The sequence below is a fragment of the Burkholderia sp. Ac-20349 genome (assembly GCF_017104865.1).
GTDB lineage: Bacteria > Pseudomonadota > Gammaproteobacteria > Burkholderiales > Burkholderiaceae > Burkholderia > Burkholderia aenigmatica.
In genome coordinates this window covers 34680-58412 of the sequence record NZ_JAAGPM010000019.1, presented here as the reverse complement: position 1 = coordinate 58412, position 23733 = coordinate 34680, and the positions used below count along the sequence as shown (strand labels likewise).

At 65.7% G+C, this 23733-nt stretch carries 23 protein-coding genes and 1 tRNA gene; 16 read left to right on the top strand and 8 right to left on the bottom strand.

All coding sequences use genetic code 11. The features are described from left to right. Nucleotides 1–93: 93 nt before the first annotated feature. The 10 genes from ftsH to phoR all read left to right on the top strand — a co-directional run bounded on the left by ftsH (nt 94) and on the right by phoR (nt 11510). Nucleotides 94–1992, top strand: coding sequence for an ATP-dependent zinc metalloprotease FtsH (ftsH, locus tag G3N61_RS09910; RefSeq protein ID WP_043182282.1), 1899 nt, complete (start codon nt 94–96; stop codon nt 1990–1992). 36 nt (nt 1993–2028) lie between these two features. After that, nucleotides 2029–2970 carry a dihydropteroate synthase gene (gene folP, locus G3N61_RS09905; protein WP_205822303.1) on the top strand — a complete coding sequence of 314 codons (942 nt, stop codon included), beginning with the start codon at nt 2029–2031 and terminating at the stop codon, nt 2968–2970. Nucleotides 2971–2997: 27 nt separating this feature from the next. After that, nucleotides 2998–4353: a phosphoglucosamine mutase gene (gene glmM / locus G3N61_RS09900; protein ID WP_043182285.1), complete on the top strand. Its 1356-nt coding sequence runs from the start codon at nt 2998–3000 to the stop codon at nt 4351–4353. A 454-nt stretch (nt 4354–4807) separates the two neighbouring features. Further along, nucleotides 4808–5842: a phosphate ABC transporter substrate-binding protein PstS gene (gene pstS, locus G3N61_RS09895; protein ID WP_043182286.1), complete on the top strand. Its 1035-nt coding sequence runs from the start codon at nt 4808–4810 to the stop codon at nt 5840–5842. Nucleotides 5843–5936: 94 nt separating this feature from the next. Beyond that, a complete protein-coding gene (gene pstC, locus G3N61_RS09890) occupies nt 5937–6923 on the top strand; it encodes a phosphate ABC transporter permease PstC (RefSeq protein WP_205822302.1) in 987 nt (328 codons plus the stop codon). Next, the gene (gene pstA, locus G3N61_RS09885; protein WP_043182290.1) at nt 6920–7813 is read left to right on the top strand and encodes a phosphate ABC transporter permease PstA; all 894 of its coding nucleotides are present in this window, start codon (nt 6920–6922) and stop codon (nt 7811–7813) included. The genes pstC and pstA overlap by 4 nt, the downstream gene beginning before the upstream one ends. 15 nt (nt 7814–7828) lie before the next feature. Then, on the top strand, nt 7829–8677 hold the full coding sequence (gene pstB / locus G3N61_RS09880) for a phosphate ABC transporter ATP-binding protein PstB (RefSeq protein WP_089450248.1): 849 nt from the start codon (nt 7829–7831) through the stop codon (nt 8675–8677). A gap of 18 nt (nt 8678–8695) precedes the next feature. Continuing rightward, entirely contained in the window at nt 8696–9400 is a 705-nt protein-coding gene (gene phoU / locus G3N61_RS09875) for a phosphate signaling complex protein PhoU (protein WP_205822301.1), read from the top strand. A gap of 31 nt (nt 9401–9431) precedes the next feature. Then, a complete protein-coding gene (gene phoB, locus G3N61_RS09870; RefSeq protein WP_043182296.1) occupies nt 9432–10133 on the top strand; it encodes a phosphate regulon transcriptional regulator PhoB in 702 nt (233 codons plus the stop codon). Nucleotides 10134–10190: 57 nt separating this feature from the next. Continuing rightward, complete coding sequence (gene phoR / locus G3N61_RS09865) at nt 10191–11510, top strand: phosphate regulon sensor histidine kinase PhoR (protein ID WP_043182298.1); 1320 nt, start codon at nt 10191–10193, stop codon at nt 11508–11510. 133 nt (nt 11511–11643) lie between these two features. Here the strand turns inward: phoR and ppk1 are convergent, their stop codons facing one another. Continuing rightward, nucleotides 11644–13707: a polyphosphate kinase 1 gene (ppk1, locus tag G3N61_RS09860; protein WP_205822300.1), complete on the bottom strand. Its 2064-nt coding sequence runs from the start codon at nt 13705–13707 to the stop codon at nt 11644–11646. Between the two features lie 279 nt (nt 13708–13986). Between ppk1 and ppx the strand changes: the two genes are divergently transcribed. Beyond that, nucleotides 13987–15501 (top strand): exopolyphosphatase, encoded by a 1515-nt coding sequence (gene ppx, locus G3N61_RS09855; protein ID WP_043182302.1) that lies wholly within the window; start codon nt 13987–13989, stop codon nt 15499–15501. An 87-nt stretch (nt 15502–15588) separates the two neighbouring features. Here ppx and G3N61_RS09850 read toward each other — a convergent pair whose 3' ends face one another. After that, nucleotides 15589–16023 (bottom strand): hypothetical protein, encoded by a 435-nt coding sequence (locus G3N61_RS09850; RefSeq protein ID WP_205822299.1) that lies wholly within the window; start codon nt 16021–16023, stop codon nt 15589–15591. Nucleotides 16024–16213: 190 nt separating this feature from the next. On the opposite strand from G3N61_RS09850, the gene G3N61_RS09845 reads away from it, so the two are divergent. Next, on the top strand, nt 16214–16636 hold the full coding sequence (locus G3N61_RS09845) for a hypothetical protein (RefSeq protein WP_205822298.1): 423 nt from the start codon (nt 16214–16216) through the stop codon (nt 16634–16636). A 155-nt stretch (nt 16637–16791) separates the two neighbouring features. Here G3N61_RS09845 and G3N61_RS09840 read toward each other — a convergent pair. Continuing rightward, a tRNA-Pro gene (locus G3N61_RS09840) sits at nt 16792–16868 on the bottom strand. Between the two features lie 160 nt (nt 16869–17028). On the opposite strand from G3N61_RS09840, the gene sixA reads away from it, so the two are divergent. Together sixA and G3N61_RS09830 are read left to right on the top strand one after the other, a co-directional pair. After that, a complete protein-coding gene (gene sixA, locus G3N61_RS09835; RefSeq protein WP_043182305.1) occupies nt 17029–17490 on the top strand; it encodes a phosphohistidine phosphatase SixA in 462 nt (153 codons plus the stop codon). Between the two features lie 170 nt (nt 17491–17660). Continuing rightward, complete coding sequence (locus G3N61_RS09830) at nt 17661–18467, top strand: GNAT family N-acyltransferase (RefSeq protein ID WP_011351620.1); 807 nt, start codon at nt 17661–17663, stop codon at nt 18465–18467. Between the two features lie 200 nt (nt 18468–18667). Here G3N61_RS09830 and G3N61_RS09825 read toward each other — a convergent pair whose 3' ends face one another. Next, nucleotides 18668–18838, bottom strand: coding sequence for a hypothetical protein (locus tag G3N61_RS09825; protein WP_175023996.1), 171 nt, complete (start codon nt 18836–18838; stop codon nt 18668–18670). 136 nt (nt 18839–18974) lie between these two features. Between G3N61_RS09825 and G3N61_RS09820 the strand changes: the two genes are divergently transcribed. Further along, complete coding sequence (locus G3N61_RS09820) at nt 18975–19151, top strand: hypothetical protein (RefSeq protein WP_205822297.1); 177 nt, start codon at nt 18975–18977, stop codon at nt 19149–19151. Between the two features lie 19 nt (nt 19152–19170). On the opposite strand, the gene G3N61_RS09815 is transcribed toward G3N61_RS09820, so the two are convergent. The 3 genes from G3N61_RS09815 to G3N61_RS09805 form a co-directional block, all read right to left on the bottom strand. Continuing rightward, nucleotides 19171–20544, bottom strand: coding sequence for an MATE family efflux transporter (locus G3N61_RS09815; protein ID WP_205822296.1), 1374 nt, complete (start codon nt 20542–20544; stop codon nt 19171–19173). A gap of 10 nt (nt 20545–20554) precedes the next feature. After that, entirely contained in the window at nt 20555–20878 is a 324-nt protein-coding gene (locus G3N61_RS09810) for a DUF2288 domain-containing protein (RefSeq protein WP_043182308.1), read from the bottom strand. A gap of 77 nt (nt 20879–20955) precedes the next feature. Beyond that, nucleotides 20956–22575: an acyl-CoA synthetase gene (locus tag G3N61_RS09805; RefSeq protein WP_205822295.1), complete on the bottom strand. Its 1620-nt coding sequence runs from the start codon at nt 22573–22575 to the stop codon at nt 20956–20958. Between the two features lie 139 nt (nt 22576–22714). Between G3N61_RS09805 and G3N61_RS09800 the strand changes: the two genes are divergently transcribed. Continuing rightward, on the top strand, nt 22715–22870 hold the full coding sequence (locus G3N61_RS09800; protein ID WP_155291875.1) for a hypothetical protein: 156 nt from the start codon (nt 22715–22717) through the stop codon (nt 22868–22870). 71 nt (nt 22871–22941) lie between these two features. Here the strand turns inward: G3N61_RS09800 and G3N61_RS09795 are convergent, their stop codons facing one another. After that, entirely contained in the window at nt 22942–23643 is a 702-nt protein-coding gene (locus tag G3N61_RS09795) for a peptidoglycan DD-metalloendopeptidase family protein (protein WP_043182311.1), read from the bottom strand. Nucleotides 23644–23733 lie beyond the last annotated feature (90 nt).

The window sequence follows — 23733 nt, the reverse complement described above, 5'->3', positions numbered from 1 at the left end:
GCTTATGGCGAGGGTGGTCGGACTGGATTAGAATGACCGAGGGGCGCCGCAAGGAAAATGTAGGCGCTCGTCTACGAGTGAAGGAGTGGTGCTTTGAACAACAATATGTTTTCGAAGGCAGCGGTGTGGCTGGTGATCGCACTGGTGCTGTTTACGGTGTTCAAGCAGTTCGACAAGCCCCGCGTCCAGGAAGGCGTGTCCTATTCGCAGTTCATGGACGACGCCAAGAACGGCAAGGTCAAGAACGTCATCGTTCAGGGGCGCAACCTCACCGTCACTCCGGCTGATGGCCAGAAATACCAGATCGTGTCGCCCGGCGACATCTGGATGGTTGGCGATCTGATGAAGTACGGCGTGCAGGTCAGCGGCAAGGCCGATGACGAGCCGAACGCGCTGATGTCCGCGCTGTACTACCTCGGGCCGACGATCCTGATCATCGTGTTCTGGTTCTACATGATGCGGCAGATGCAGGGAGGCGGCAAAGGCGGCGCATTCTCGTTCGGCAAGTCGCGAGCGCGGCTGATCGACGAGAACAACAACGCGGTGAACTTCTCCGACGTCGCGGGCTGCGACGAAGCAAAGGAAGAAGTGTCCGAGCTCGTCGACTTCCTGCGCGATCCGCAGAAATTCCAGAAGCTGGGCGGTCGCATTCCGCGCGGCGTGCTGCTCGTCGGCCCTCCGGGTACCGGCAAGACGCTGCTGGCCCGCGCGATCGCGGGTGAAGCGAAGGTGCCGTTCTTCAGCATCTCCGGTTCGGACTTCGTCGAAATGTTCGTCGGTGTCGGCGCGGCTCGTGTGCGCGACATGTTCGAACAGGCGAAGAAGCACGCACCGTGCATCGTGTTCATCGACGAAATCGACGCGGTCGGCCGTCATCGCGGCGCCGGCATGGGCGGCGGCAACGACGAACGCGAACAGACGCTGAACCAGATGCTCGTCGAGATGGACGGCTTCGAGGCGAACTCGGGCGTGATCGTGATCGCCGCAACCAACCGTTCCGACGTGCTCGACAAGGCGCTGCTGCGTCCGGGCCGTTTCGACCGCCAGGTCTACGTCGGTCTGCCGGACATCCGTGGCCGCGAGCAGATCATGCGCGTGCACCTGCGCAAGGTACCGATCGCGAACGACGTCGATGCGGCAGTCATCGCGCGCGGCACGCCGGGCTTCTCGGGCGCCGATCTTGCGAACCTCGTGAACGAGGCCGCACTGTTCGCCGCACGCCGTGGCAAGCGCATCGTCGAGATGCAGGATTTCGAAGACGCGAAGGACAAGATCTTCATGGGTCCGGAGCGCAAGTCGGCCGTGATTCGCGAGGAAGCGAAGCGTGCGACCGCTTATCACGAGTCGGGCCACGCGGTGATCGCGAAGCTGCTGCCGAAGGCCGACCCGGTGCACAAGGTCACGATCATCCCGCGCGGTCGCGCGCTGGGTGTCACGTGGCAGCTGCCGGAGCATGACAACGAAACGTACTCGAAGGACTACCTGATGGACCGCCTCGCGATCCTGTTCGGTGGCCGGGTGGCGGAAGAGTTGTTCATGAACCTCGTCAGCACCGGCGCATCGGACGACTTCAACAAGGCAACGCAGACGGCACGCGCGATGGTGGCCCGTTTCGGCATGACCGACGCCCTCGGGCCGATGGTCTACGTCGACGACGAGAACGATGCATCGCCGTTCGGCCGTGGTTTCACGCGCACGATCTCGGAAGCGACGCAGCAGAAGGTCGATTCGGAAATCCGTCGCGTGCTCGACGAGCAGTACGGCCTTGCGCGCCGCCTGCTGGATGAGAACCGCGACAAGGTCGAAGCGATGACCGCTGCGCTGATGGAGTGGGAGACGATCGATGCCGATCAGATCAACGACATCATGGAGGGCCGTCCGCCGCGCTCCCCGAAGAGCTCGCCGGCTGTCGGCGGCGATTCGTCGGGCGGTGGCAGCAGCGCCGAGGTGAAGCCCGGCAACGCGCCGGCACCTGCTTCGCCGGCGGCATAATCTCCGCTTTAGCGCTTTAGCGCCGTTCACGGGCTGGTGTGGCTTCACACCGGCCCGTTTTGCATTCAATCACGCCAGTTGCTCGTGTCCGATTCCGCTGTTTCCCCGCTCACTCCCGCGCCACTCCGGTGCGGCCGCTTCGAACTGACGTTCGAACGCCCACTCGTGATGGGCATCCTCAACGCCACGCCTGATTCGTTCTCCGACGGTGGCCGCTTCCTCGCGCGCGACGATGCGCTGCGCCAGGCCGAGCGGATGATTGCCGAAGGCGTCGACCTCCTCGATATCGGCGGCGAATCGACGCGCCCCGGCGCGCCGCCCGTGCCGCTCGACGAGGAACTCGCGCGCGTGATCCCGCTCGTCGAAGCGCTGCGGCCGCTGAACGTGCCGCTGTCGATCGATACCTACAAGCCGGCCGTGATGCGCGCGGCGCTTGCTGCCGGCGCCGACCTGATCAACGACATCTGGGGGTTCCGCCAGCCGGGTGCGATCGACGCGGTGCGCGACGGCAACTGCGGGTTGTGTGCGATGCATATGCTCGGCGAGCCACAGACGATGCAGGTCGGTGAACCCGATTACGGCGACGTCGTGACCGACGTGCGCGATTTTCTCGCCGCGCGCGCGCAGGCGCTGCGCGACGCGGGGATTGCGCCGGAGCGAATCTGTGTCGATCCCGGGTTCGGGTTCGGCAAGGCGGTCGTCGACGACAACTATGCGCTGCTGGCCGCGTTGCCGGACACGGCGCCCACGCGGCCCGACGGGCGCGCGTATCCGATCCTCGCGGGCATGTCGCGCAAGTCGATGCTCGGCGCGGTGATCGGCGGCAAGCCGCCGATGGAGCGCGTCGCGGCGAGCGTGGCGGCTGCATTGTGCGCGGTCGAGCGCGGGGCGGCGATCGTGCGCGTGCACGACGTCGCGGCGACGGTCGATGCGCTGAAAATCTGGAATACCGTGCGCGAAGCCGCACGGCAACGATAAGTCAGAAAACGAAGGAGGAAGGACCCCATGGGACGTCGATATTTCGGCACGGACGGCATTCGCGGCACGGTGGGCGACGCACCCATCACACCGGATTTCGTGTTGCGTCTCGGCTACGCGGCCGGCAAGGTACTGGCCAGCTCGGCCGAGGTCGCGGCAGGCTCGCGCCCGACCGTGCTGATCGGCAAGGACACGCGCGTGTCGGGCTACATGCTCGAAGCCGCGCTCGAGGCCGGGTTCTCGGCGGCCGGCGTCGACGTGATGCTGGCCGGCCCGATGCCGACGCCGGGCGTCGCGTACCTGACGCGCGCGCTGCGCTTGTCGGCGGGCGTCGTGATCAGCGCATCGCACAATCCGTATCACGATAACGGGATCAAGTTTTTCTCCGCCGACGGCAACAAGCTGCCGGACGACACCGAAGCCGCGATCGAAGCGTGGCTCGACAAGCCGCTCGAATGCGCGTCGTCCGACGGTCTGGGCAAGGCGCGCCGCCTTGACGATGCGGCCGGCCGCTACATCGAGTTCTGCAAGAGCACGTTCCCGGCTGCGTTCAACCTGCGCGGGCTGAAGCTCGTGATCGACTGCGCGCACGGTGCCGCGTACCAGATCGCGCCGCACGTGTTCCACGAACTCGGCGCGGACGTGATCCCGATCGGCGTCGCGCCGAACGGTTTCAACATCAACGACGGTGTCGGTGCGACCGCGCCGGACGCGCTGGTGCGTGCGGTGCGCGCGAACCACGCCGATCTCGGCATTGCGCTCGACGGCGATGCGGATCGCCTGCAGGTCGTCGACGCGACCGGTCGCCTGTACAACGGCGACGAACTGCTCTACGTGCTGGTGAAGGACCGGATCGCGACCGACGGCAAGGTCGAAGGCGCGGTCGGCACGCTGATGACGAACCTCGCCGTCGAAGTCGCGCTGCAGCGCGAGGGCGTGAAGTTCGTCCGTGCGGCGGTCGGCGATCGCTACGTGCTCGAACAGTTGCGCGAGCATGGCTGGCAGCTCGGCGCGGAAGGTTCGGGCCACATCCTGTCGCTCGACCGGCACTCGACCGGCGACGGCATCGTGTCGGCGCTGCTCGTGCTGGCCGCGCTCAAGCGTAGCGGCGAGACGCTCGCGCAGATGCTCGACGGCGTCACGCTGTTCCCGCAGAAGCTGATCAACGTGCGGATGAAGCCGGGCGCTGACTGGAAGGGCAGCACGTCGATTCGCGCCGCGATCGATGCAGCGGAAGCTGCGCTGGCCGGCAGCGGCCGCGTGCTGATCCGTGCATCGGGCACGGAGCCCGTGTTGCGCGTGATGGTCGAAGCGCAGCAGGCGGCCGATGCGGTTCGTCATGCGGAGGCGATTGCCGACGCGGTGCGCGCTGCGACAACCTGACGCACCGGCCCGGCGCGAGGGCGGTCAAGCGCCCGCGCGCCGGCAAACCGCGAACCAGTATGCGGCGCCTTCGGGGCGCCGCGATTTCGTCAGACGCAAAGGTTTGCGATACCTATAAGAAGGGCGGCTCGACCACGGCACGCCGCGGTCGAAAAATCGTCGGACCCCTGGTATCGGGCGAGCCACGGGCGGAGGCTTTCCGTCCCGCCGATGCTGCGCTACCATCCGCTCGCACCCATGCGAAACGGGTCGTCATCCCGTCCCTTCCAGGCCGGCAATTCTTGCCACCAGCGCCGCTCCGGCGCCGTCCGGGCGCCACGCGCGCCGCACCTGCTACTCCCTTTCAACCAGTCATGTTACTGTCACGCCAGTTTCATCGATTGTCACATTACCGTCATGAGGAGCCCCTAACCTTCGCGGTGCCGTAGTCATCCGCTCACACACTGGAGGTCTCATGAAATTGATGCAAACCGCGATTGCCGGCCTGGCTGGCGCGCTTTTCGCCGTCGCCGCTCACGCTGCCGACATCACGGGCGCAGGCAGCACGTTCGCGATGCCGATCTATACGAAATGGGCTGCTGACTACCAGCAGACCGGCGGCGCGAAGGTCAACTACCAAGGTATCGGTTCGTCGGGCGGCCTGAAGCAGATCGTCGCGAAGACGGTCGATTTTGCCGGTTCGGACGCTCCGCTGAAGGATGACGAGCTCGCGAAGGAAGGCCTGTTCCAGTTCCCGACGGTGGTCGGCGGCGTGGTGCCGGTCGTCAACGTGCCGGGCGTGAAGGCCGGTGAACTGACGCTGTCGGGCCCGGTGCTCGGCGACATCTACCTCGGCAAGATCAAGAAGTGGAACGACCCGGCGATCGCCGCACTGAACCCGAAGGTCAAGCTGCCGGACACGGACATCGCCGTGGTTCGCCGCGCTGACGGTTCGGGCACCAGCTTCATCTGGACGAACTACCTGTCGAAGGTCAATGACGAGTGGAAGTCGAAGGTCGGCGAAGGCACGACGGTCAACTGGCCGACGGGTACGGGCGGCAAGGGCAACGACGGCGTCGCAGCTTTCGTGCAACGTCTGCCGGGCGCAGTCGGCTACGTCGAATGGGCGTACGCGAAGAAGAACAACATGGTTTACACGGCCCTGAAGAACTCGACGGGCGCAGTGGTCGAGCCGAAGACGGAAACGTTCAAGGCCGCTGCTGCAGGCGCGAACTGGTCGAAGTCGTTCTACCAGATCCTGACGAACCAGCCGGGCAAGGAAGCATGGCCGGTCGTCGGCGCGACGTTCGTGCTGCTGCACGCAAAGCAGGACAAGCCGGAGCAGGGCGCGGAAACGCTGAAGTTCTTCAGCTGGGCGTTCAAGAACGGCGAGAAGGCTGCTGACAGCCTCGACTACATCTCGCTGCCGCCGGCGGTCGAGACGGAAATCCGCAAGCAGTGGAAGGCCAAGGTGACGGACGCTTCGGGCAAGTCGGTCGCCGCCGAGTAAGCATTGCAGCGGTTCGCTGCCCGGCCGTGCCGGTCGGGCAGTGTGTGCGGTAAAGCCGGGCGTTACGGCGTCCGGCAATCAAAAGCAGGCACCCATGTCTGATATTTCCTATACGTCCTCACGGTCCGCCGACGTTGGCCAGCAACGCGCGCCGAGCCGCCTCGGGGATGTCGTATTCGGCGGTCTTGCACGGCTGGCCGCCATCGTGACCCTGCTGCTGCTCGGCGGGATCATCGTTTCCCTGATCATTGCGTCGATGCCGACCATCCAGAAGTTCGGCCTCGGCTTCCTGTGGCAATCCGAGTGGGATCCCAACTCGGACATCTACGGCGCGCTCGTGCCGATCTACGGCACGATCGTGACGTCGATCATCGCGCTCGTCATCGCGGTGCCGGTCAGCTTCGGCATCGCACTGTTCCTCACCGAGCTGTCGCCCGTGTGGCTGCGCCGCCCGCTCGGCATCGCGATCGAGCTGCTCGCCGCGATTCCGTCGATCGTCTACGGTATGTGGGGCCTGCTCGTATTCGCGCCGATCTTCGCGGAATATTTCCAGAAGCCGATCGGCCGCCTGTTCAAGGACGTGTGGATTCTCGGCCCGCTGACCGCCGGCCCGCCGATCGGTATCGGCATCCTCGCCGCGGGCGTGATCCTCGCGATCATGATCATCCCGTACATCGCGTCGGTGATGCGTGACGTGTTCGAAGTCACGCCCGTGCTGCTGAAGGAATCGGCGTACGGCATCGGCTGCACGACCTGGGAAGTGATGTGGAAGGTCGTGCTGCCCTATACGAAGACCGGCGTGATCGGCGGCGTGATGCTCGGCCTCGGCCGCGCGCTCGGCGAGACGATGGCCGTGACCTTCGTGATCGGCAACACGAACCTGCTCGACAGCGTGTCGCTGTTCGCGCCGGGCAACAGCATCACGTCGGCGCTCGCGAACGAATTCGCGGAAGCGCAGCCGGGCCTGCATACGTCCGCGCTGATGGAACTGGGCCTGATCCTGTTCGTGATCACGTTCATCGTGCTGACCATCTCCAAACTGCTGCTGCTTCGTCTCGAGAAGGGAGAGGGCAAGAAATGAGCGAGCCCATCATGAATTTCCCGGGGCCGGACGGCGCCGTGCTCGACGCGATGCGCAACCGCCTGCAGCGCAAGCGCAAGGCCGTCAACGCAATCGCGCTGACCGCGTCGCTCGGCGCGATGGCCTTCGGCCTGCTGTGGCTCGTGTGGATTCTCTACACGACCGTGCATCTCGGCATCGGTGGCCTGTCGTTGCAGCTGTTCACCGAATCGACGCCGGCCCCTAACACGGAAGGCGGCGGTCTCGCGAACGCAATCGTCGGCAGCCTGCTGCTGTGCGGCTTCGGCACGCTGGTCGGCACGCCGATCGGTATCCTCGCGGGTGTCTATCTCGCCGAATACGGCCAGAAGAACCTGCTGGCGAGCACGATCCGCTTCATCAACGACATCCTGCTGTCCGCGCCGTCGATCGTCATCGGCCTGTTCGTGTACGCGATCGTCGTCGCGAAGTCGGGGCGCTTCTCGGGCTGGGCCGGCGTGGTCGCGCTCGCGCTGCTGCAGATTCCGATCGTGATCCGCACGACCGAGAACATGCTGAAGCTCGTGCCGAACGCGCTGCGCGAAGCGGCCTTCGCGCTCGGTACGCCGAAGTGGCGCATGGTGCTGAAGATCACGCTGCGCGCGTCGGTCGGCGGGATCATCACGGGCGTGCTGCTCGCAATCGCGCGGATCGCCGGCGAAACGGCGCCGCTGCTGTTCACCGCGCTGTCGAACCAGTTCTTCTCGTGGGACATGAGCCAGCCGATGGCGAACCTGCCCGTCACGATCTACAAGTTCGCGATGAGCCCGTTCGCCGAATGGCAGTCGCTCGCATGGGCGGGCGTGTTCCTGATTACGCTCGGGGTGCTCGGACTCAACGTCCTGGCGCGTTCGATCTTCTCGAAAAAGTAACGGCGGAGCAATCCGATGAATATGGCAGAAAGCCACCTGAATCCCGTCGAGCGCACCGCTGCGCCCGCCGGCACGCACGACGCGACGCACGGCCGTCCGCTCGAGCCGCTGAACGCGAAGATCGAGGTCAACAACCTCAACTTCTTCTACAACAAGTTCCATGCGCTGAAGAACATCAACCTGAGCATTCCCGAAGGGAAGGTGACGGCGTTCATCGGGCCGTCGGGCTGCGGCAAGTCGACGCTGCTGCGTACGTTCAACAAGATGTTCGCGCTCTATCCGGAGCAGCGCGCCGAAGGCGAAATCCTGATGGACGGCGAGAACCTGCTGACGACGAAGCGCGACATCTCGCTGCTGCGCGCGCGAATCGGCATGGTGTTCCAGAAGCCGACCCCGTTCCCGATGTCGATCTACGACAACATCGCGTTCGGCGTGAAGATGTTCGAAAAGCTCACGCGCTCGGAAATGGACGACCGCGTCGAGTGGGCGCTCACGAAGGCCGCGCTGTGGAACGAAGTGAAGGACAAGCTGAACCAGAGCGGCTACGGCCTCTCGGGCGGCCAGCAGCAGCGTCTGTGCATCGCGCGCGGCATCGCGATCCGTCCGGAAGTGCTGCTGCTCGACGAACCGTGCTCGGCGCTCGACCCGATCTCGACCGGCCGTATCGAGGAGCTGATCGCGGAGCTGAAGAGCGACTATACGGTCGTGATCGTTACGCACAACATGCAGCAGGCCGCACGCTGCTCGGATTTCACGGCCTACATGTACCTGGGCGAGCTGATCGAATTCGGCGAGACCGAAAAGATCTTCATCAAGCCGGTGCGCAAGGAAACGGAAGACTACATCACCGGCCGCTTCGGCTGATGACGGAGAACAACAGCCATGTCGGATAAACATCTGTCGAGCCAGTTCGACGCGGACCTGAATGCCGTGTCGTCGAAGGTGCTGGAAATGGGCGGGCTCGTCGAGTCGCAGATCGTCGGCGCGATGCACGCGCTGAACGATTTCGATCGCGATGCGGCCGAGAAGGTGATCGCGAACGAAGAAGTCCTGAACGCGATGGAAGTCGACATCGACCAGGAATGCGGCAACATCATCGCGCGGAGGCAGCCTGCTGCGCGTGACCTGCGTCTTTTGATGTCGATTTCGAAAACGATTACGAACCTCGAGCGCGCAGGCGACGAGGCCGAGAAGATCGCGAAGCGCGTGCGCCGCCTGGTCGACGAGCCGGCTGCACGCACGGTCAACATCGCCGAGATCAAGGTGTCGGGCGAAATGGCCGTGACGATCCTGCGCCGCGCGCTCGACGCGTTTGCACGTCTCGATACCGTGGCCGCCGCGCAGATCGTCAAGGACGACAAGGAAATCGACCTGGAATTCCGCGCGTTCGTGCGCAAGCTCGTGTCGTACATGCAGGAAGATCCGCGCACGATCTCGGTCGGCCTCGAGTATCTGTTCATCGCGAAGGCGATCGAGCGGATCGGCGACCACGCGAAGAACATCGCCGAATTCATCATCTACATCGTGAAGGGCACCGACGTGCGGCACCAGCCGCGCGACACGCTCGATCGCGAAGCCAACAGTTAATCGACTCCGTATAGGAAGAACAGAGGTGCCGATGCCCAGCAACATTCTCGTCGTTGAAGATGAGCCCGCGATTTCCGAACTGATCTCGGTGAATCTCCAGCACGCCGGTCACTGCCCGATTCGGGCGTACAACGCCGAACAGGCGCAGAACCTGATCAGCGACGTGCTGCCCGATCTCGTGCTGCTCGACTGGATGCTGCCGGGCAAGTCCGGTATCGCGTTTGCGCGTGACCTGCGCAACAACGAACGGACCAAGCACATCCCGATCATCATGCTGACTGCACGCGGCGACGAGCAGGACAAGGTGCTCGGCCTCGAGATCGGCGCGGACGACTACGTGACGAAGCCGTTCTCGCCGAAGGAGCTGATGGCGCGGATCAAGGCCGTGCTGCGCCGCCGCGCGCCGCAGCTGACCGAGGACGTCGTGTCGATCAACGGCCTGCGCCTCGACCCGGCCACGCATCGCGTCGCCGCGCACGGGGAAGGCAACGAGATCAAGCTCGATCTCGGCCCGACCGAGTTCCGCCTGCTGCATTTCTTCATGACGCACCCGGAGCGCGTGCACAGCCGCACGCAATTGCTCGACCAGGTGTGGGGCGACCACGTGTTCGTCGAGGAGCGCACCGTCGACGTGCACATCAAACGATTGCGCGCGGCCTTGAAACCGGCCGGCTGCGATGCGATGATCGAGACCGTGCGCGGCAGCGGCTACCGGCTCGCCAAGCACGCGTAACGTATCCACGCATGCCGTGTGCCACGGCATGCCGTTCATTCTTTCGGGCGCTGAATCATGAACATCATCTGGGCGCGCTTTCTGGTGTCGCTCGTGCTGCTCGTGCTGATCGGCGTATTGGTCGGCGTTTTCGCCGGCCCGACCGCGGGCCTCGTGTTCGTCGTCGTGATGCTGGTCGCGCAGGGCTTTTTCAGCACCTTTCATACGCAGCGTCTGTGGCGCCTGCTCGACGCGCCGGTCTATGGCGAAGTGCCGAGCGCGCCGGGCATCTGGGGCGAGATCTACTATCGTCTGCACAAGCTCGCGAAGCAGTGGCATGCGCAGGTGCGGCAGGTCGAGCAGCAGCATTCGCGCTTCATCCAGGCGATCCAGGCGTCGCCGAACGGGGTCGCGATGCTCGACGACCACGACCAGATCGAGTGGTGCAATGCGATCGCCGAGGTTCATTTCGGCCTCGACGCGAAGCGCGACCTGCGCCAGCACATCACCAACCTGGTACGCCATCCTGATTTCGTCCGCTATCTGAACGCGCAGCATTACGACGAGACACTCGTGATGCACGGCATGGGCGACGCGCGGCAGAACGTGCTCGCCGTGCAGGTGTTTCCGTACGGCGAGAATCGCAAGCTGCTGCTCACGCAGGACATCACGGAACTCGAGCGTACCGATGCAATGCGGCGCGACTTCGTCGCGAACGTGTCGCACGAGTTGAAGACGCCGCTCACCGTGCTGTCGGGTTTCCTCGAGACGATGCGCGAGCTGCCGCTGAACGAGGAAGACCGTGCGCGCTATCTCGAGATGATGGAGCAGCAGGCATCGCGGATGCGGCACATCGTCACCGACCTGCTGGTGCTCGCGAAGCTGGAGGGCGAGAGCAAGCCGCCGCTCGATCGCGCGATCGACATGCGCGCCGTGTTCGACCATCTGAAGGAGGACGCGCAGACGCTGTCGAACGGGCATCACGACATCGCGTTCTCGATCGACGAGACGCTCGGTGTCACCGGTGCGCAGACGGAACTGTTCAGCGCGTTCGCGAATCTCGTCACCAACGCGATCCGCTATACGCCGGACGGCGGCAAGATCGTCGTGACGTGGCGGCGCGAAGGCGCGCAGGGCGTGTTTTCCGTCACGGACAGCGGCTTCGGCATCCCGGCCGCCGATCTGCCGCGGCTCACCGAACGTTTCTACCGCGTCGACCGCAGCCGTTCGCGCGACACGGGCGGCACGGGGCTCGGGCTTGCGATCGTCAAGCACGTGCTGCAGCGGCACGACGCGCACCTGTACGTGCAGAGCGAGGAAGGGCGCGGCAGCACGTTCACCGCACGGTTCCCGGGCTCGCGCATCATCGCGATCCGGCCGGCCGCGTACGAGGCATGAGCGCGTAACGGTATCCGGTATCCGTCGCTCGTTCGGCGAGCGGGGGCCTGTCGGCTCCACCATAAAAAAACGCAGCCTGCGGGCTGCGTTTTTTTATGGCGATGCGGCGCGCGACTCGCGTCGCGCTGCGGGTTCAGGAGCAGAACTTCCCGAGCAACCCGAGTTGCGCGTTGCGGATCGTCTTGCCGGCGCGGCGCCGGCGGTAGTGGCCGTCGCTGTGCATCAGCCACGCCGACTGGTTGTCGCCGAGGCAAACCGACAGGCCTTCGGCGATCACGCGCCGCTTGAGCTTGCGATCGCGAACCGGGAACGCGACTTCGACGCGGCGGAACAGGTTGCGGTCCATCCAGTCGGCGCTCGACAGATAGACGTCCTCGGTGCCGTTCGCGTGGAAATAGTAGATCCGGTGGTGCTCGAGGAAGCGGCCGACGATCGAGCGCACGGTGATGTTTTCCGACAGCCCCGGTACGCCGGGCTTCAGCGCGCAGACACCGCGTACGATCAGGTCGACCTTGACGCCGGCCTGCGACGCTTCGTACAGCGCGGCAATCACCGTCGGCTCCAGCAGCGCGTTCATCTTTGCGACGACGCGCGCGCGTTTGCCGGCGCGTGCATTGTCGATCTCCGCGCGGATCGCGTCGATGATGCGCGGATGCAGCGTGAACGGTGACTGCCACAGCTCGTGCAGCGTGAGTTCGCCGCCGATGCCGGTCAGTTGCTGGAACACGTGATGGACGTCCTCGCAGATCTTCTGGTCGGCCGTCATCAGCCCGAAGTCGGTGTAGAGGCGTGCCGTGCGCGGGTGATAGTTGCCGGTGCCGAGGTGCACGTAGCGGCGCAGCGACGCCTTGCCGGCCTGCACGACGCGTCGCACGATCAGCATCATCTTCGCGTGGCACTTGTGGCCGACCACGCCGTACACGACATGCGCGCCGACGGCTTCGAGCTGCGACGCCCAGTTGATGTTGGTTTCCTCGTCGAAGCGCGCGAGCAACTCGACGACGACGGTCACTTCCTTGCCGTTGCGCGCGGCTTCCATCAGCGCGTCCATCAGCGGCGAATCGGTGCCGGTGCGGTAGATCGTCTGCTTGATCGCGACGACGCTCGGATCCTTCGCGGCCTGCTGCAGCAGTTCGAGCACCGGCTGGAAGCTCTCGTACGGGTGGTGCAGCAGGATGTCGCCGTTGTCGATCGCGTCGAACATCGTCGGCGCGTTCGTGATCGCAGACGGGGTCGACGCGGTGAACGGCGTGAACTTCAGGTCGGGGCGGTCGACGAGATCGGGAATCTGCATCAGTCGCACGAGGTTCACCGATCCGGCCACGCGATAGCAGTCCTTCTCGCCGAGTTCGCTTTCCACGAGCAGGCGTCGCACGATGTGCGGCGGCGTGTCGGCCGACACCTCGAGGCGCACGGCGTTGCCGAGGTGGCGCGCGGGCAGTTCGCCCTGCAGCGCGACGCGCAGGTTCGTGATTTCGTCTTCGTCGACGAACAGCTCGCTGTTGCGCGTGATGCGGAACTGGTTGCAGCTCTTCACGACGAGTTGCGGGAAGAGTTCGCCGACGAAGCGCTGCATGAACGAGCTGAGCAGCACGAAGCCGTGCTCGAAGCCCGACAGCGCGTGCGGCATGCGCACGACGCGCGGCAGCGCGCGCGGCGCTTGCACGATGCCCATCACGGCCTGGCGGCCGAATGCGTCGCGGCCTTCGAGCTCGACGACGAAGTTCAGGCTCTTGTTCAGCACGCGCGGGAACGGGTGAGCGGGATCGAGGCCGATCGGCGTCAGCACGGGCAGCAGCTCGTCGAGGAAGTAGCGACGCGCCCATTCGAGCTGCTCGTCGTTCCACGTGTCGCTCGCATGGAAGTAGATGCCTTCCTGTTCGAGCGCGGGCAGCACGGTTTCGTGCAGCATCGTGTACTGTCGATGGACGAGCCGCTGCGCGCGTTCGACGACGAGATCGTAAGCATGTTGTAACGACATGCCGTCGGGCGTCAGCGCGCCGGGGTTGTCGCGGATCTGCTCCTGCAGGCCGGCCATCCGGACTTCGAAGAATTCGTCGAGGTTGCTGCTGGTGATGCAGATGAAGCGGAGGCGCTCGAGCAGCGGGACTTGAGGATCGGCTGCCTGGGCCAGCACGCGCTCGTTGAAACCGAGGATGCCGAGTTCACGATTGAGAAGCGGATAACGGACGGACATCGGCAGAGTAGGGGGTGATTCGGGCGATGATTCGAAAGGACGCTCGGAAACTCTCACGGTACGATGACGTGCTGATGACAAGGGTGTATTTATATCGGGAAATTCTACGCTGTAACCGTTTCGTCTCATAAATGTTTCGACGATATGCAATCGAGCAGTGTGCATGCCCGTGAAGCGTGGCAATGGCAAGCGTTCCACGCTTAAAATGTCGCCTTTGATTGATCGCCCCTGGCTGTCGCACCGGCCGCCGCGGGCGAACGCGCACGGAGCCCCCTTCAGATGGTTACAACCCCCCACTTGCTGGCTGCCGTGGATCTCGGCTCGAACAGCTTCCGGCTGATCGTCGGTCGCGTCGAGGAAACGTCGGCGGGCAGCCAGATCTATCCCGTCGACGCGCTGCGTGAGCCCGTCCGGCTGGCCGCCGGCCTGTCGAGCGACAAGATGCTCGATCGGGCGTCGCAGGAGCGTGGCTGGGAGGCGCTCAAGCGGTTCGGCGAGCGCCTGCGCGATTTCCATCCCGACCATGTGCGCGCGGTGGCGACCAACACGCTGCGCGTCGCGAAGAACGCGGGCGAATTTCTCGGCGAGGCCGAAGCGGCGCTCGGTTTCCCGATCGAAGTGATTGCGGGCCGCGAAGAAGCGCGCCTGATCTATGCGGGCGCCGCGCACTCGGTGCCGGCGAGCGCCGGCAAGCGGCTCGTCGTCGACATCGGCGGCGGCTCGACCGAATTCATCATCGGCTCGCACTACACGCCGATCGTGATGGAGAGTCTCTATATCGGCTGCGTGAGCCACAGCCGCACCTTCTTCCCGGCCGGCAACGTCGACGAATACACGATGCGGCAGGCCGAACTCGCGGCCAAGCGCGAGATCCAGATCATCTCGAGCGAGTACAAGAAGGCCGGGTGGGATCAGGCGATCGGCTCGTCCGGCACCGCGCGCGCGCTCGCGGAGCTGGTCGAGGCAAACGGCTTCAACGATCCGGGCATTACGCACGGCATTTCGCGCGGCGGTCTCGAGCGCCTCAAGCGTGCGCTGATCAAGTCGGAGAACGTCAACCGGCTGAAGCTGATCGCGCTGAAACCCGACCGCGTGCCGGTGCTCGCGGGCGGCCTCGCGATCATGCTCGCGGTGTTCGAAGAGCTCGGTGTCGATTACGTCGATACGACCGACGGCGCGCTGCGCCTCGGTGTGCTGTACGACCTGCTCGGCCGGACGCAGCACGAGGACATGCGGGCGGTGACCGTCGAGGGCTTTACGCGCCGCTACGGTGTCGATCGCGCGCAGGCCGAGCGGATCGGCGCGCTGGCGGTGCGTTTCTACGACGAGCTCGAGGAAGCCGACGACGAAGCACGCGAGGAAGGGCGGATGTTCCTCGGCTGGTCGGCCGCGTTGCACGAGATCGGCCTGTCGATCTCGCACAGCGCGTATCACAAGCATTCGTCCTATATCGCGAGCAACGCGGACATGCCGGGTTTTTCGCGCACCGACCAGGCGCGCCTCGCCGCGCTCGTGCTCGGTCATGCAGGCAAGCTCGGCAAGCTGTCGCAGGCGCGCGAGGTCGAGTGGCCGCTGCTGTTCTGCCTGCGGCTCGCGGCGCTGCTGTGCCGGCGCCGAACCGATGCAGGGCTGCCGGACATTTCCGTTTCGCAGATGAAGAAGGGCGGCTATGAAGTGCGCCTGCCGAGCGCGTGGGTCGAGCAGAACCCGCTGACCGACTACAGCCTCAGCCAGGAGGCGGCCGAGTGGGAGAAGGTCGGTATCCCGTATCGCGTGGTGTATACCGGCGCGTAAAAGGTCGAGAGCGAGGCCGGGAGGGGCCGGGCAGCAGGGATGGCTTGCTGCCCCTCGGGATAGCCGCTCGATCGTCCTGACGGCCGCTCAGTCCGACGAGCAGACGATCGCAGTCAGGAACGGAAACGCCTGCCTGACGGTCGCGTCGCTGCCTGCCTTGCGCACCGCGTCCTCCACCGCGCTCTTCGTGCCGCGCACGACGACACCGTAGGCCCAGTCGCCGATCGGCGTGCCATCGCCCGTTCGGAAGATCGGGTCGTTCGCCTGGTAACCGAGTACGACATACACGCCGAAGCCGTACGCGGTCAGCGAGTGGCTCGTGCGGAATGCATTGACCGAGTTCGATTCGACGTGCATCGGCTCCGACTGGATGTCGCCGGCGGCGAGCAGCGGCGCGACGAACTTGTGGCCGGTCGAATGGCAGTCGAGCGCGTCGTCGAGTGCCTTGGCCGACGCGGAGCCGCAGGTTGCCAGTGCGAGCAGCGATGCGCAGAGGGCGGTCTTGAGAATGTTGTTTTTCATGCGCGGATGCAGGTTGTCCACGCGCATTATCGCGTGTTCCGGTGAGCGCCGTGTGCGAGCTGCGGGTGGCTCGTTGGCCGTATGCCGTCGGCAAACCGACGGGCCGACCAGGCGGGCGCTCGATGCTTTCCAATCTGTCTTTCCACGAACCTGACCGACGATGAAGTTATCCCGACTTGCCGCATGCGCATTGATCCTGGCCGTGACCTCGGTGACTGCGGCGCATGCGCGAGATCTCGACACGCGTGACCCCGACCGCGCGCAGATCCTGGCAGCCGTCCATCGGCTGAACGACCGCGATCCGAACCTGAAGGACTATCGCTATGTCGTCGTCGATCTGCTGAAAGACCGTGACGCCGCGTTCTTGTGCGTTGCACTGGCGGAAAAGGACGGCGGCTTGATATTGACGGACGACCAGGCCGGGATCATGACGTTCGCGCTGGAAAACCGTCACCCGCAATGGGTGGCGATCAGTCTCGGCGGTGTCGGATTTGCTGCCGGCGCGAGGCCCGTGCAATCGGATTGCGTGGTGGACGGCCGTACCGTGAATACGCGGGCCGATATCAATGCTGCATTGAAAGCGAAAGGCCGCAAGCCGTTTGCTTCGCGCTGACCGTCGAAAAGTGTCCGCCGGAGGGGGCGTTGTAGCATCGACGCCCCAATGGATCCCTACAATGGATTGAGGCGAGGCGGGAATCCCGATCGGCGTTTCAAGGGCCCGGAAATGGAAAAGGGGCTACGGTGTTAACCGTAACCCCTTGATTCCTTTGGTCGGAGCGATAGGATTCGAACCTACGACCCTCTGATCCCAAATCAGATGCGCTACCAGGCTGCGCTACGCTCCGACGAGCCAAAGAGTATAGCGTTGAATGAATGATCAGGTCAATCGCGATATGCGGGTAAATGCCGCGGCGGCGAACCGGCCGAGTTTGCGACAATTCGCACGGTAATCGGCCGGCCCGGACGCATGGGCGCGGGGCCGCTCGCCGAAGCAAGGAGAACATCATGATGAACCTGATCCTGTGGCGCCACGCCGAAGCCGAAGACTACGCGACGAGCGATCTCGCGCGCCAGTTGACCGTTCGTGGCCGCAAGGACGCGCAGGCGATGGCCAAATGGCTGCGTGGCCGGCTCGAGACGAATACCGTGATCCTCGCGAGCCCGGCGGCCCGCACCGTGCAGACCGTCGAGGCACTGACCGACCAGTACCGGACGGTCGACGCGCTCGCGCCGGGCGGCAGTGTCGACGACGTGCTGGCGGCGGCCGGCTGGCCGGAAGGGATCGCGCCGACGGTCGTGATCGTCGGGCATCAGCCGACGCTCGGCAGCGTCGCCGCTCAGCTGATCGCCGGCGACGACGACAGCTGGAGCGTCAAGAAGGGCGGAATCGTGTGGCTCGCGAGCCGCACGCGCGACGGCAGCCGGCAGGCCGTGCTGCGGGCGGTATTGACGCCCGACCTGGTGTGAGGCCCGCCTGAAGCGCTTTGTAGGGATTCGTCATACGGTTTCGCAAGCTTTCTGCTAAAGTCAATTCGGCGACACGTCATTGAAAGGACATGGTCGTGCCACATAACGGTCACGGCCGATTACTACATTGGCGGGCATGTCGTCCTATTCCTTACGACCAGGAAAGCCTAATGCGAGAACTGCCGACGCCTACGCTCCCTTTTGCCTCGCTGCCCCTCGACACGTCGCGGCGCCACCTGCCGCGCGCTGCTGAAACCGTCACATCGGAGTATCGCCTGCGCGCCGCGTGGGCGCGTACGGAAGACGAATTGCGCGAAGCCCAGCGCCTGCGTTACAGCGTGTTCGCCGAAGAGATGGGCGCGCAGGTCAGCGGCCCCTCCGGTCTCGACGTCGATCCGTTCGATGCGTACTGCGACCACCTGCTGGTCCGCGATCTCGACACGTTGAAAGTCGTCGGCACGTACCGCGTGCTGCCGCCGCACCAGGCCGCGCGGGTCGGCCGCCTGTACGCCGAAGGCGAATTCGACCTGTCGCGTCTCACGCACCTGCGCGGCAAGATGGTCGAGGTCGGCCGCTCGTGCGTGCACAGCGACTACCGTAGCGGCGCCGTCATCATGGCGCTGTGGGGTGGCCTCGGCGCATACATGATGCAGAACGGCTACGAGACGATGCTCGGCTGCGCGAGCGTGTCGATGGCCGACGGTGGCCACTATGCGGCGAACCTGTACCAGTCGCTGTCGGCAGGCTCGCTGACGGCGCCCGAGTATCGCGCGTTCCCGCATACGGCCCTGCCGGTCGACGAATTGCAGACGGGCACCGTCGTGGCGCCGCCGCCGCTGATCAAGGGTTACCTGCGTCTCGGCGCGAAGATCTGCGGTGCACCGGCCTGGGATCCCGATTTCAACTGCGCGGATTTCCTGACGCTGTTCCGACTCTCCGACATCAACGCGCGCTACGCCCGCCACTTCCTGGGCTGAGCCGTCTGAACCGCATCGCGCCCGTCCGGGCGCGCGCAAGCGAACGCCGTCGCGTGGCACGAGCCGCGCGGCGGCGTTCGTCCATCTGATCGATGTGTGTAAGTCGGACCCTGTTAATTTCGGCGATACGCGATCACCAGCGTGCCGCGAAAGGCACGTTCGCGAACGGCCCGGAGTAGGGCCGGACGGCAGCGGCGCGCTTAGTGCTTGCGCCGCCAGTCGAGCAGGTGGTGTTCGGCCATCCAGTGGTGGATCATCCCTTCGCCGTCATGGCTGCGCTTGTATTCGCGCGACTCGAAGAACGACAGGGCGACAAGCACCATCAGACCGACGAACAGGCCGATCAGGCCGGCAATTTCTTCAGACGACATGGCAGCCTCCTTTCCACGGCACAGCGCCATGCGTACATAGTAGGACATGCGCGGCACGACTCCGAAGCAGGATTTCCGCTAGACTCGGCGCGGTCCCGGCGTGCGATGGGCGCGCCGCTTTCCGGAGCCATACCCGATGACCCGTTTCATGCTGGCCGTGCTGGCCGCATCTTTCCTCGCCGCCTGTACCAGCGATCCGCATCAGGCCCGTCGCGGCCATCCGCCGGAAGATCCGGCCGACTATCACGGTGTGCCGACCGACATGACGCCGCCGTCGATGCTCGACGCGCCGCCGCCGAAACCCGCGCAGTAACGGCCGGTTCGGCCCGCCGTCAGGCGCGGGCCGCGGGCGCGTCGGTGCCGATGTGCCGCAACAGCCCCGGCAGGTAGCGCGCCAGCGTCGCACCGCGTGCGGCCATGAACAGCAGCAGCGCGAACCAGAGGCCGTGATTGCCGAACGTGCCGACGGCCGCGAGTGTGGCCACGACGAAGATCGAGAATGACGCGACCATGGCGCGCATCAGCGATTGCGTTTGCGTGGCGCCGATGAAGACGCCGTCGAGCAGGAAGCCCCAGACCGACACGATCGGCGAAATCGCGGCCCACGGCAGGTAGCGCAGCGCAACGTCGCGGATCTCGGCCTGGTCGGTCAGGCGCGCGATGATCCAGCCGCCGGCGGCCCAGTACACGAGCGCGAACAGCAGCGCGCCGAGCGCCGACCAGAACAGCGTGACGCGCACCGCCTGCCGGAAGGCGCGGCGGTCGCGCGCGCCGGCCGCCGCACCGACGAGCGCCTCGGCCGCATGCGCGAAGCCGTCGAGGCCGTACGCCATGAACGTCTGGAAATTCAGTAGCAGCGCGTTTGCCGCGAGCGTTGCATCGCCCTGTTTTGCACCGAGGTGCGCGAACCAGCCGAATGCGCCGAGCAGGCACAGCGTGCGCAGGAAGATGTCGCGATTGAGCGCGATCAGCCGCTTGAGCGCGACGCGGTCGGCGAGCGCACGCGCGACGATCGGGGCGAGGTCGCGCGGCCGCAACCGCCACAGGATCCATGCGCCGAGCGCGAAGCCGCATGCGTCCGCGGTGGCGGTCGCCGCGCCGATGCCGGCGATGCCCCAGCCGAAGCCGTAGACGTAGAGCAGCACGGCGCCGATGTTCACTGCGTTGATGAACACCTGCGCGACGAGCGCGAGCCGCACGCGCTGCATGCCGAGCAGGTAGCCGAGCACGACGTAGTTCGCGAGCGCGAACGGCGCGCTCCAGATCCGCGCGTGACTGTAGGCAAGCGCCGTCGCGCGGACGGCATCGCTGCCGCCGAGCGCGGACAGCGCAAATGAGAGCAGCGGCACCTGCAGCGCCAGCACCGCGGCGCCGAGCGCGAACGCGACGATCAACGCGCGCAGCAGGTTCAGGCGGATCCCGGCGGCATCGCCGGCACCGTGCGCCTGCGCGACGAGGCCGGTCGTCCCCATCCGCAGGAAACCGAACCCCCAAAACACGAAATTGAAGAACAGCCCGCCGAGCGCGACGCCGCCGAGATACTGCGCGCCGTCGAGGTGGCCGGCGACGGCCGTGTCGACGGCACCGAGAATCGGCTGGGTCAGGTTCGCAAGGACGATCGGGAACGCGAGTGCAAGGACGCGCCGGTGCGTGACGGTGGCCGAGGCGGCCGAGCCGGTGCCGTGCGGTAACGCGGATTCGGACATGGCGGACGCGTCAGGCGCGTTCCTGCACGCAGACCCACGGCGAGACGACGACCGCCCACAGCTCCGGATTGCGCGCCGCATAGTCGGCGGCGGTTTCGGCCGGCATGCGCGCGACGAGGCCCGACGACAGCCAGCGCGTGACCTGTTCGGCATCGTCGTCGGCAACCGCTTCCGCGACGCTGACGAGATCGAGGTCGCGTGCAACGGACAGCAGCTTGCCCTGCGCGAAGAAGCGTTCGAGATCGCACCAGTCGATCTTGGCGGTTTCGCCGAGGAGTTTGGCGTAGAGCGGGCTGTGCGACGCACCCGCGTCGGAGTGGTGATCAGAGGACATCGATTTTTTTGGAAAGACTGCGTGGTGGCGCCACTATAAACCATCCGGCCGGGCGGGCGGCGCGGGTGGCGGCCGGCTTACGCGTCGCGCAGCGCGCGGCGCACGATCTTGCCGGTTGCGGTCATCGGCAGGCTGTCGACGAACGCGATCGCGCGCGGATACTCGTGCGCGGCGAGGCGCGTGCGCACGTGCGCCTGCAGTGCCTGAACGAGCGCATCGTCGCCGGTGTGGCCGGGATTCAGCACGACGAATGCCTTGACGATCTCGGTACGCGTCGCGTCGGGGACGCCGACGACGGCCGCCATCCGCACCGCCGGATGCGTGAGCAGGCAATCCTCGATCGGGCCCGGGCCGATCCGGTAGCCGGCACTCGTGATCACGTCGTCGTCGCGGCCGACGAAGCGTACGAAACCGTCGGCGTCGATCATGCCCGTATCGCCGGTGAGCAGGTAGTCGCCCGCGAACTTGTCGCGCGTCGCGTCGGCGTTGCGCCAGTATTCGAGGAACATCACCGGGTCGGGGCGGCGCACCGCGATGTGCCCTTCGACGCCGGGCGGCAGCGGCGTGCCGTCCGCGTCGACGATCGCGACCGCATGGCCGGGCACGGCCTTGCCGATTGCGCCGGGCTGCGCGTCGAACAGCGCCGCACACGACGACAGCACCATGTTGCACTCGGTTTGCCCGTAGAACTCGTTGATCGTCACGCCGAGCGCGTCGCGCCCCCAGGCCGTCAGCTCGGTGCCGAGCGACTCGCCGCCGCTCGCGACCGATTTCAGCGACAGCGCGTAGCGTTCGCGCGGTGCCTCGACGGTGCGCATCAGCTTCAGCGCAGTGGGCGGCAGGAACGCGTGGGTGACGCCGTGCCGTGCCATCAGCGCGAAGGCCGCGTCGCCGTCGAATTTCTCGAAGCGGCGGGCGAGCACGGGCACGCCGTGATGCCATGACGGCAGCAGCACGTCGAGCAGGCCGCCGATCCATGCCCAGTCGGCGGGTGTCCAGAACAGGCGTGCATCGCGCGGGAAGCACTGCTGCGACATCTCCACGCCCGGCAGGTGGCCCAGCAGCACGCGATGCGCGTGCAGCGCGCCTTTCGGTTTGCCCGTCGTGCCGGACGTATAGATGATGACGGCCGGATCGTCGGCAGCCGTATCGGCCGGCACGAAGTCGGGCGTTTCGGCGGCGAGCGCCGTGTCGTAACGCAGCACGCCCGGCTGATCGGGCGCATCGTCGCCGATGCAGTAGACGGTATGCAATGCCGGCAGCTGTGCGCGCAGCGGCGCGATTTTCGCGTAGCCGGCCGCGTCGGTGACGAGCGCAGCCGCCTCGCTGTTCGCGAGCCGGTATTCGAGCGCATCGACGCCGAACAACGTGAAGAGTGGCACCGCGATCGCGCCGAGCTTGTAGGCGGCGAGGTGCGCGATCGCCGTTTCGGGCCCCTGCGCGAGAAAGATGCCGATGCGGTCGCCGCGCCGCAGGCCGGCGCGCACGAAGCTGTTCGTGAGCCGGTTAGAAGCATTCCTCAGGTCGTCGAACGTGAGGCGGGAAACGTCGCCTTGCGCCGTTTCGTGGATCAGCGCGAGGCGTCCGCTGCCGTCGGCCCATTTGTCGCAGACGTCCACACCGATGTTGTAACGCGCCGGAACGTCCCACGCGAAGCGGGAGAGCAGGTCGTCGTAGCGGTCGGTGGCGGGCAGCATCGCGTTGTCTCCTGGGGCGAGCGTGGTGTCGGGCGGACAGCTTACATCAGGGTTTCACGCAGGCGAATCCACAATGACGTCTGAGGGCAGGGAATCCTCGTACTCGTCCGAAAGCCTCGGCTCAGTGCACGATTCCACAATGACGCATAAGATCACGAAAAAACAGTGTGTGACCATGGATTTGCTTCTGATAGCTGCGGGGTTCAGCCTGATCGGGATCGGCCTGCTGGTAGCGTTTGCACGTCACGTCGATCCGTTGTCCGGCCGTTTCACCGGACGTCTGCGCAAGCGCTGACACCATCTTTCCCGATGTTTGCCGCGACGGCACGCGATGCGCGCCGGCATCGCGTGTCGCCTGTCGGGCGCTCAGCGCGCCGGCAGGTAGCGTGACGGGTCGATCGATCGGCCGCCGTAGCGCACCTCGAAATGCAGCGCGACGCGATCGCTGTCGCTGTTGCCCATCTCGGCGATCGACTGCCCCTGCGTGACCGACTGGCCTTCCTTCACCAGCAGCGCGCGGTTGTGCGCGTAGGCGGTCAGGTAATCGGCGTTGTGCTTGAGGATGATCAGGTTGCCGTAGCCGCGCAGCCCGTTACCCGCATAGACCACCACGCCCGGCGCCGCCGCGACCACCGGCGTGCCCGGCGAGTTCGCGATGTCGATACCCTTCGATTTCGAGCCGTCGAACGTGCGAACCACGTTGCCGGCTGCCGGCCAGATCAGCGCGATGCTCGTGGCCGGCTTGACGGCCGACTCAACCGGCGCGGAAGGCGCGGGGCGGGCCCGGCCGGCGCTGCCGGTACCGGTGGTCGACGGCGTCGATGCGGTGGTCGTGCCGGGCGGCGGCGCGACGCGCAGCACCTGGCCGACTTCGATCGCATCGGGGTTCGTCATCTGGTTCCAGCGCACGATGTTCGATACCGACGTGCGGTTATCGCGCGCGATCTTGTAGAGCGTGTCGCCGCGCTCGACTCGATAGAACCCGGGGCCGACAGGCGCGGAGCCGCACGCGACGAGCAGGGCGGCGCAGGCGGCTGCGAAGAGTCGCTTCGTTGTTGTTCCGAACATTGAACCTCGCAAAACCCTGCCGCTCGTGACGCGGCAGGCAACACAAAACGTCCGATTTTAACGGGTTCGACCCGCGCACCGCAGTTTGGG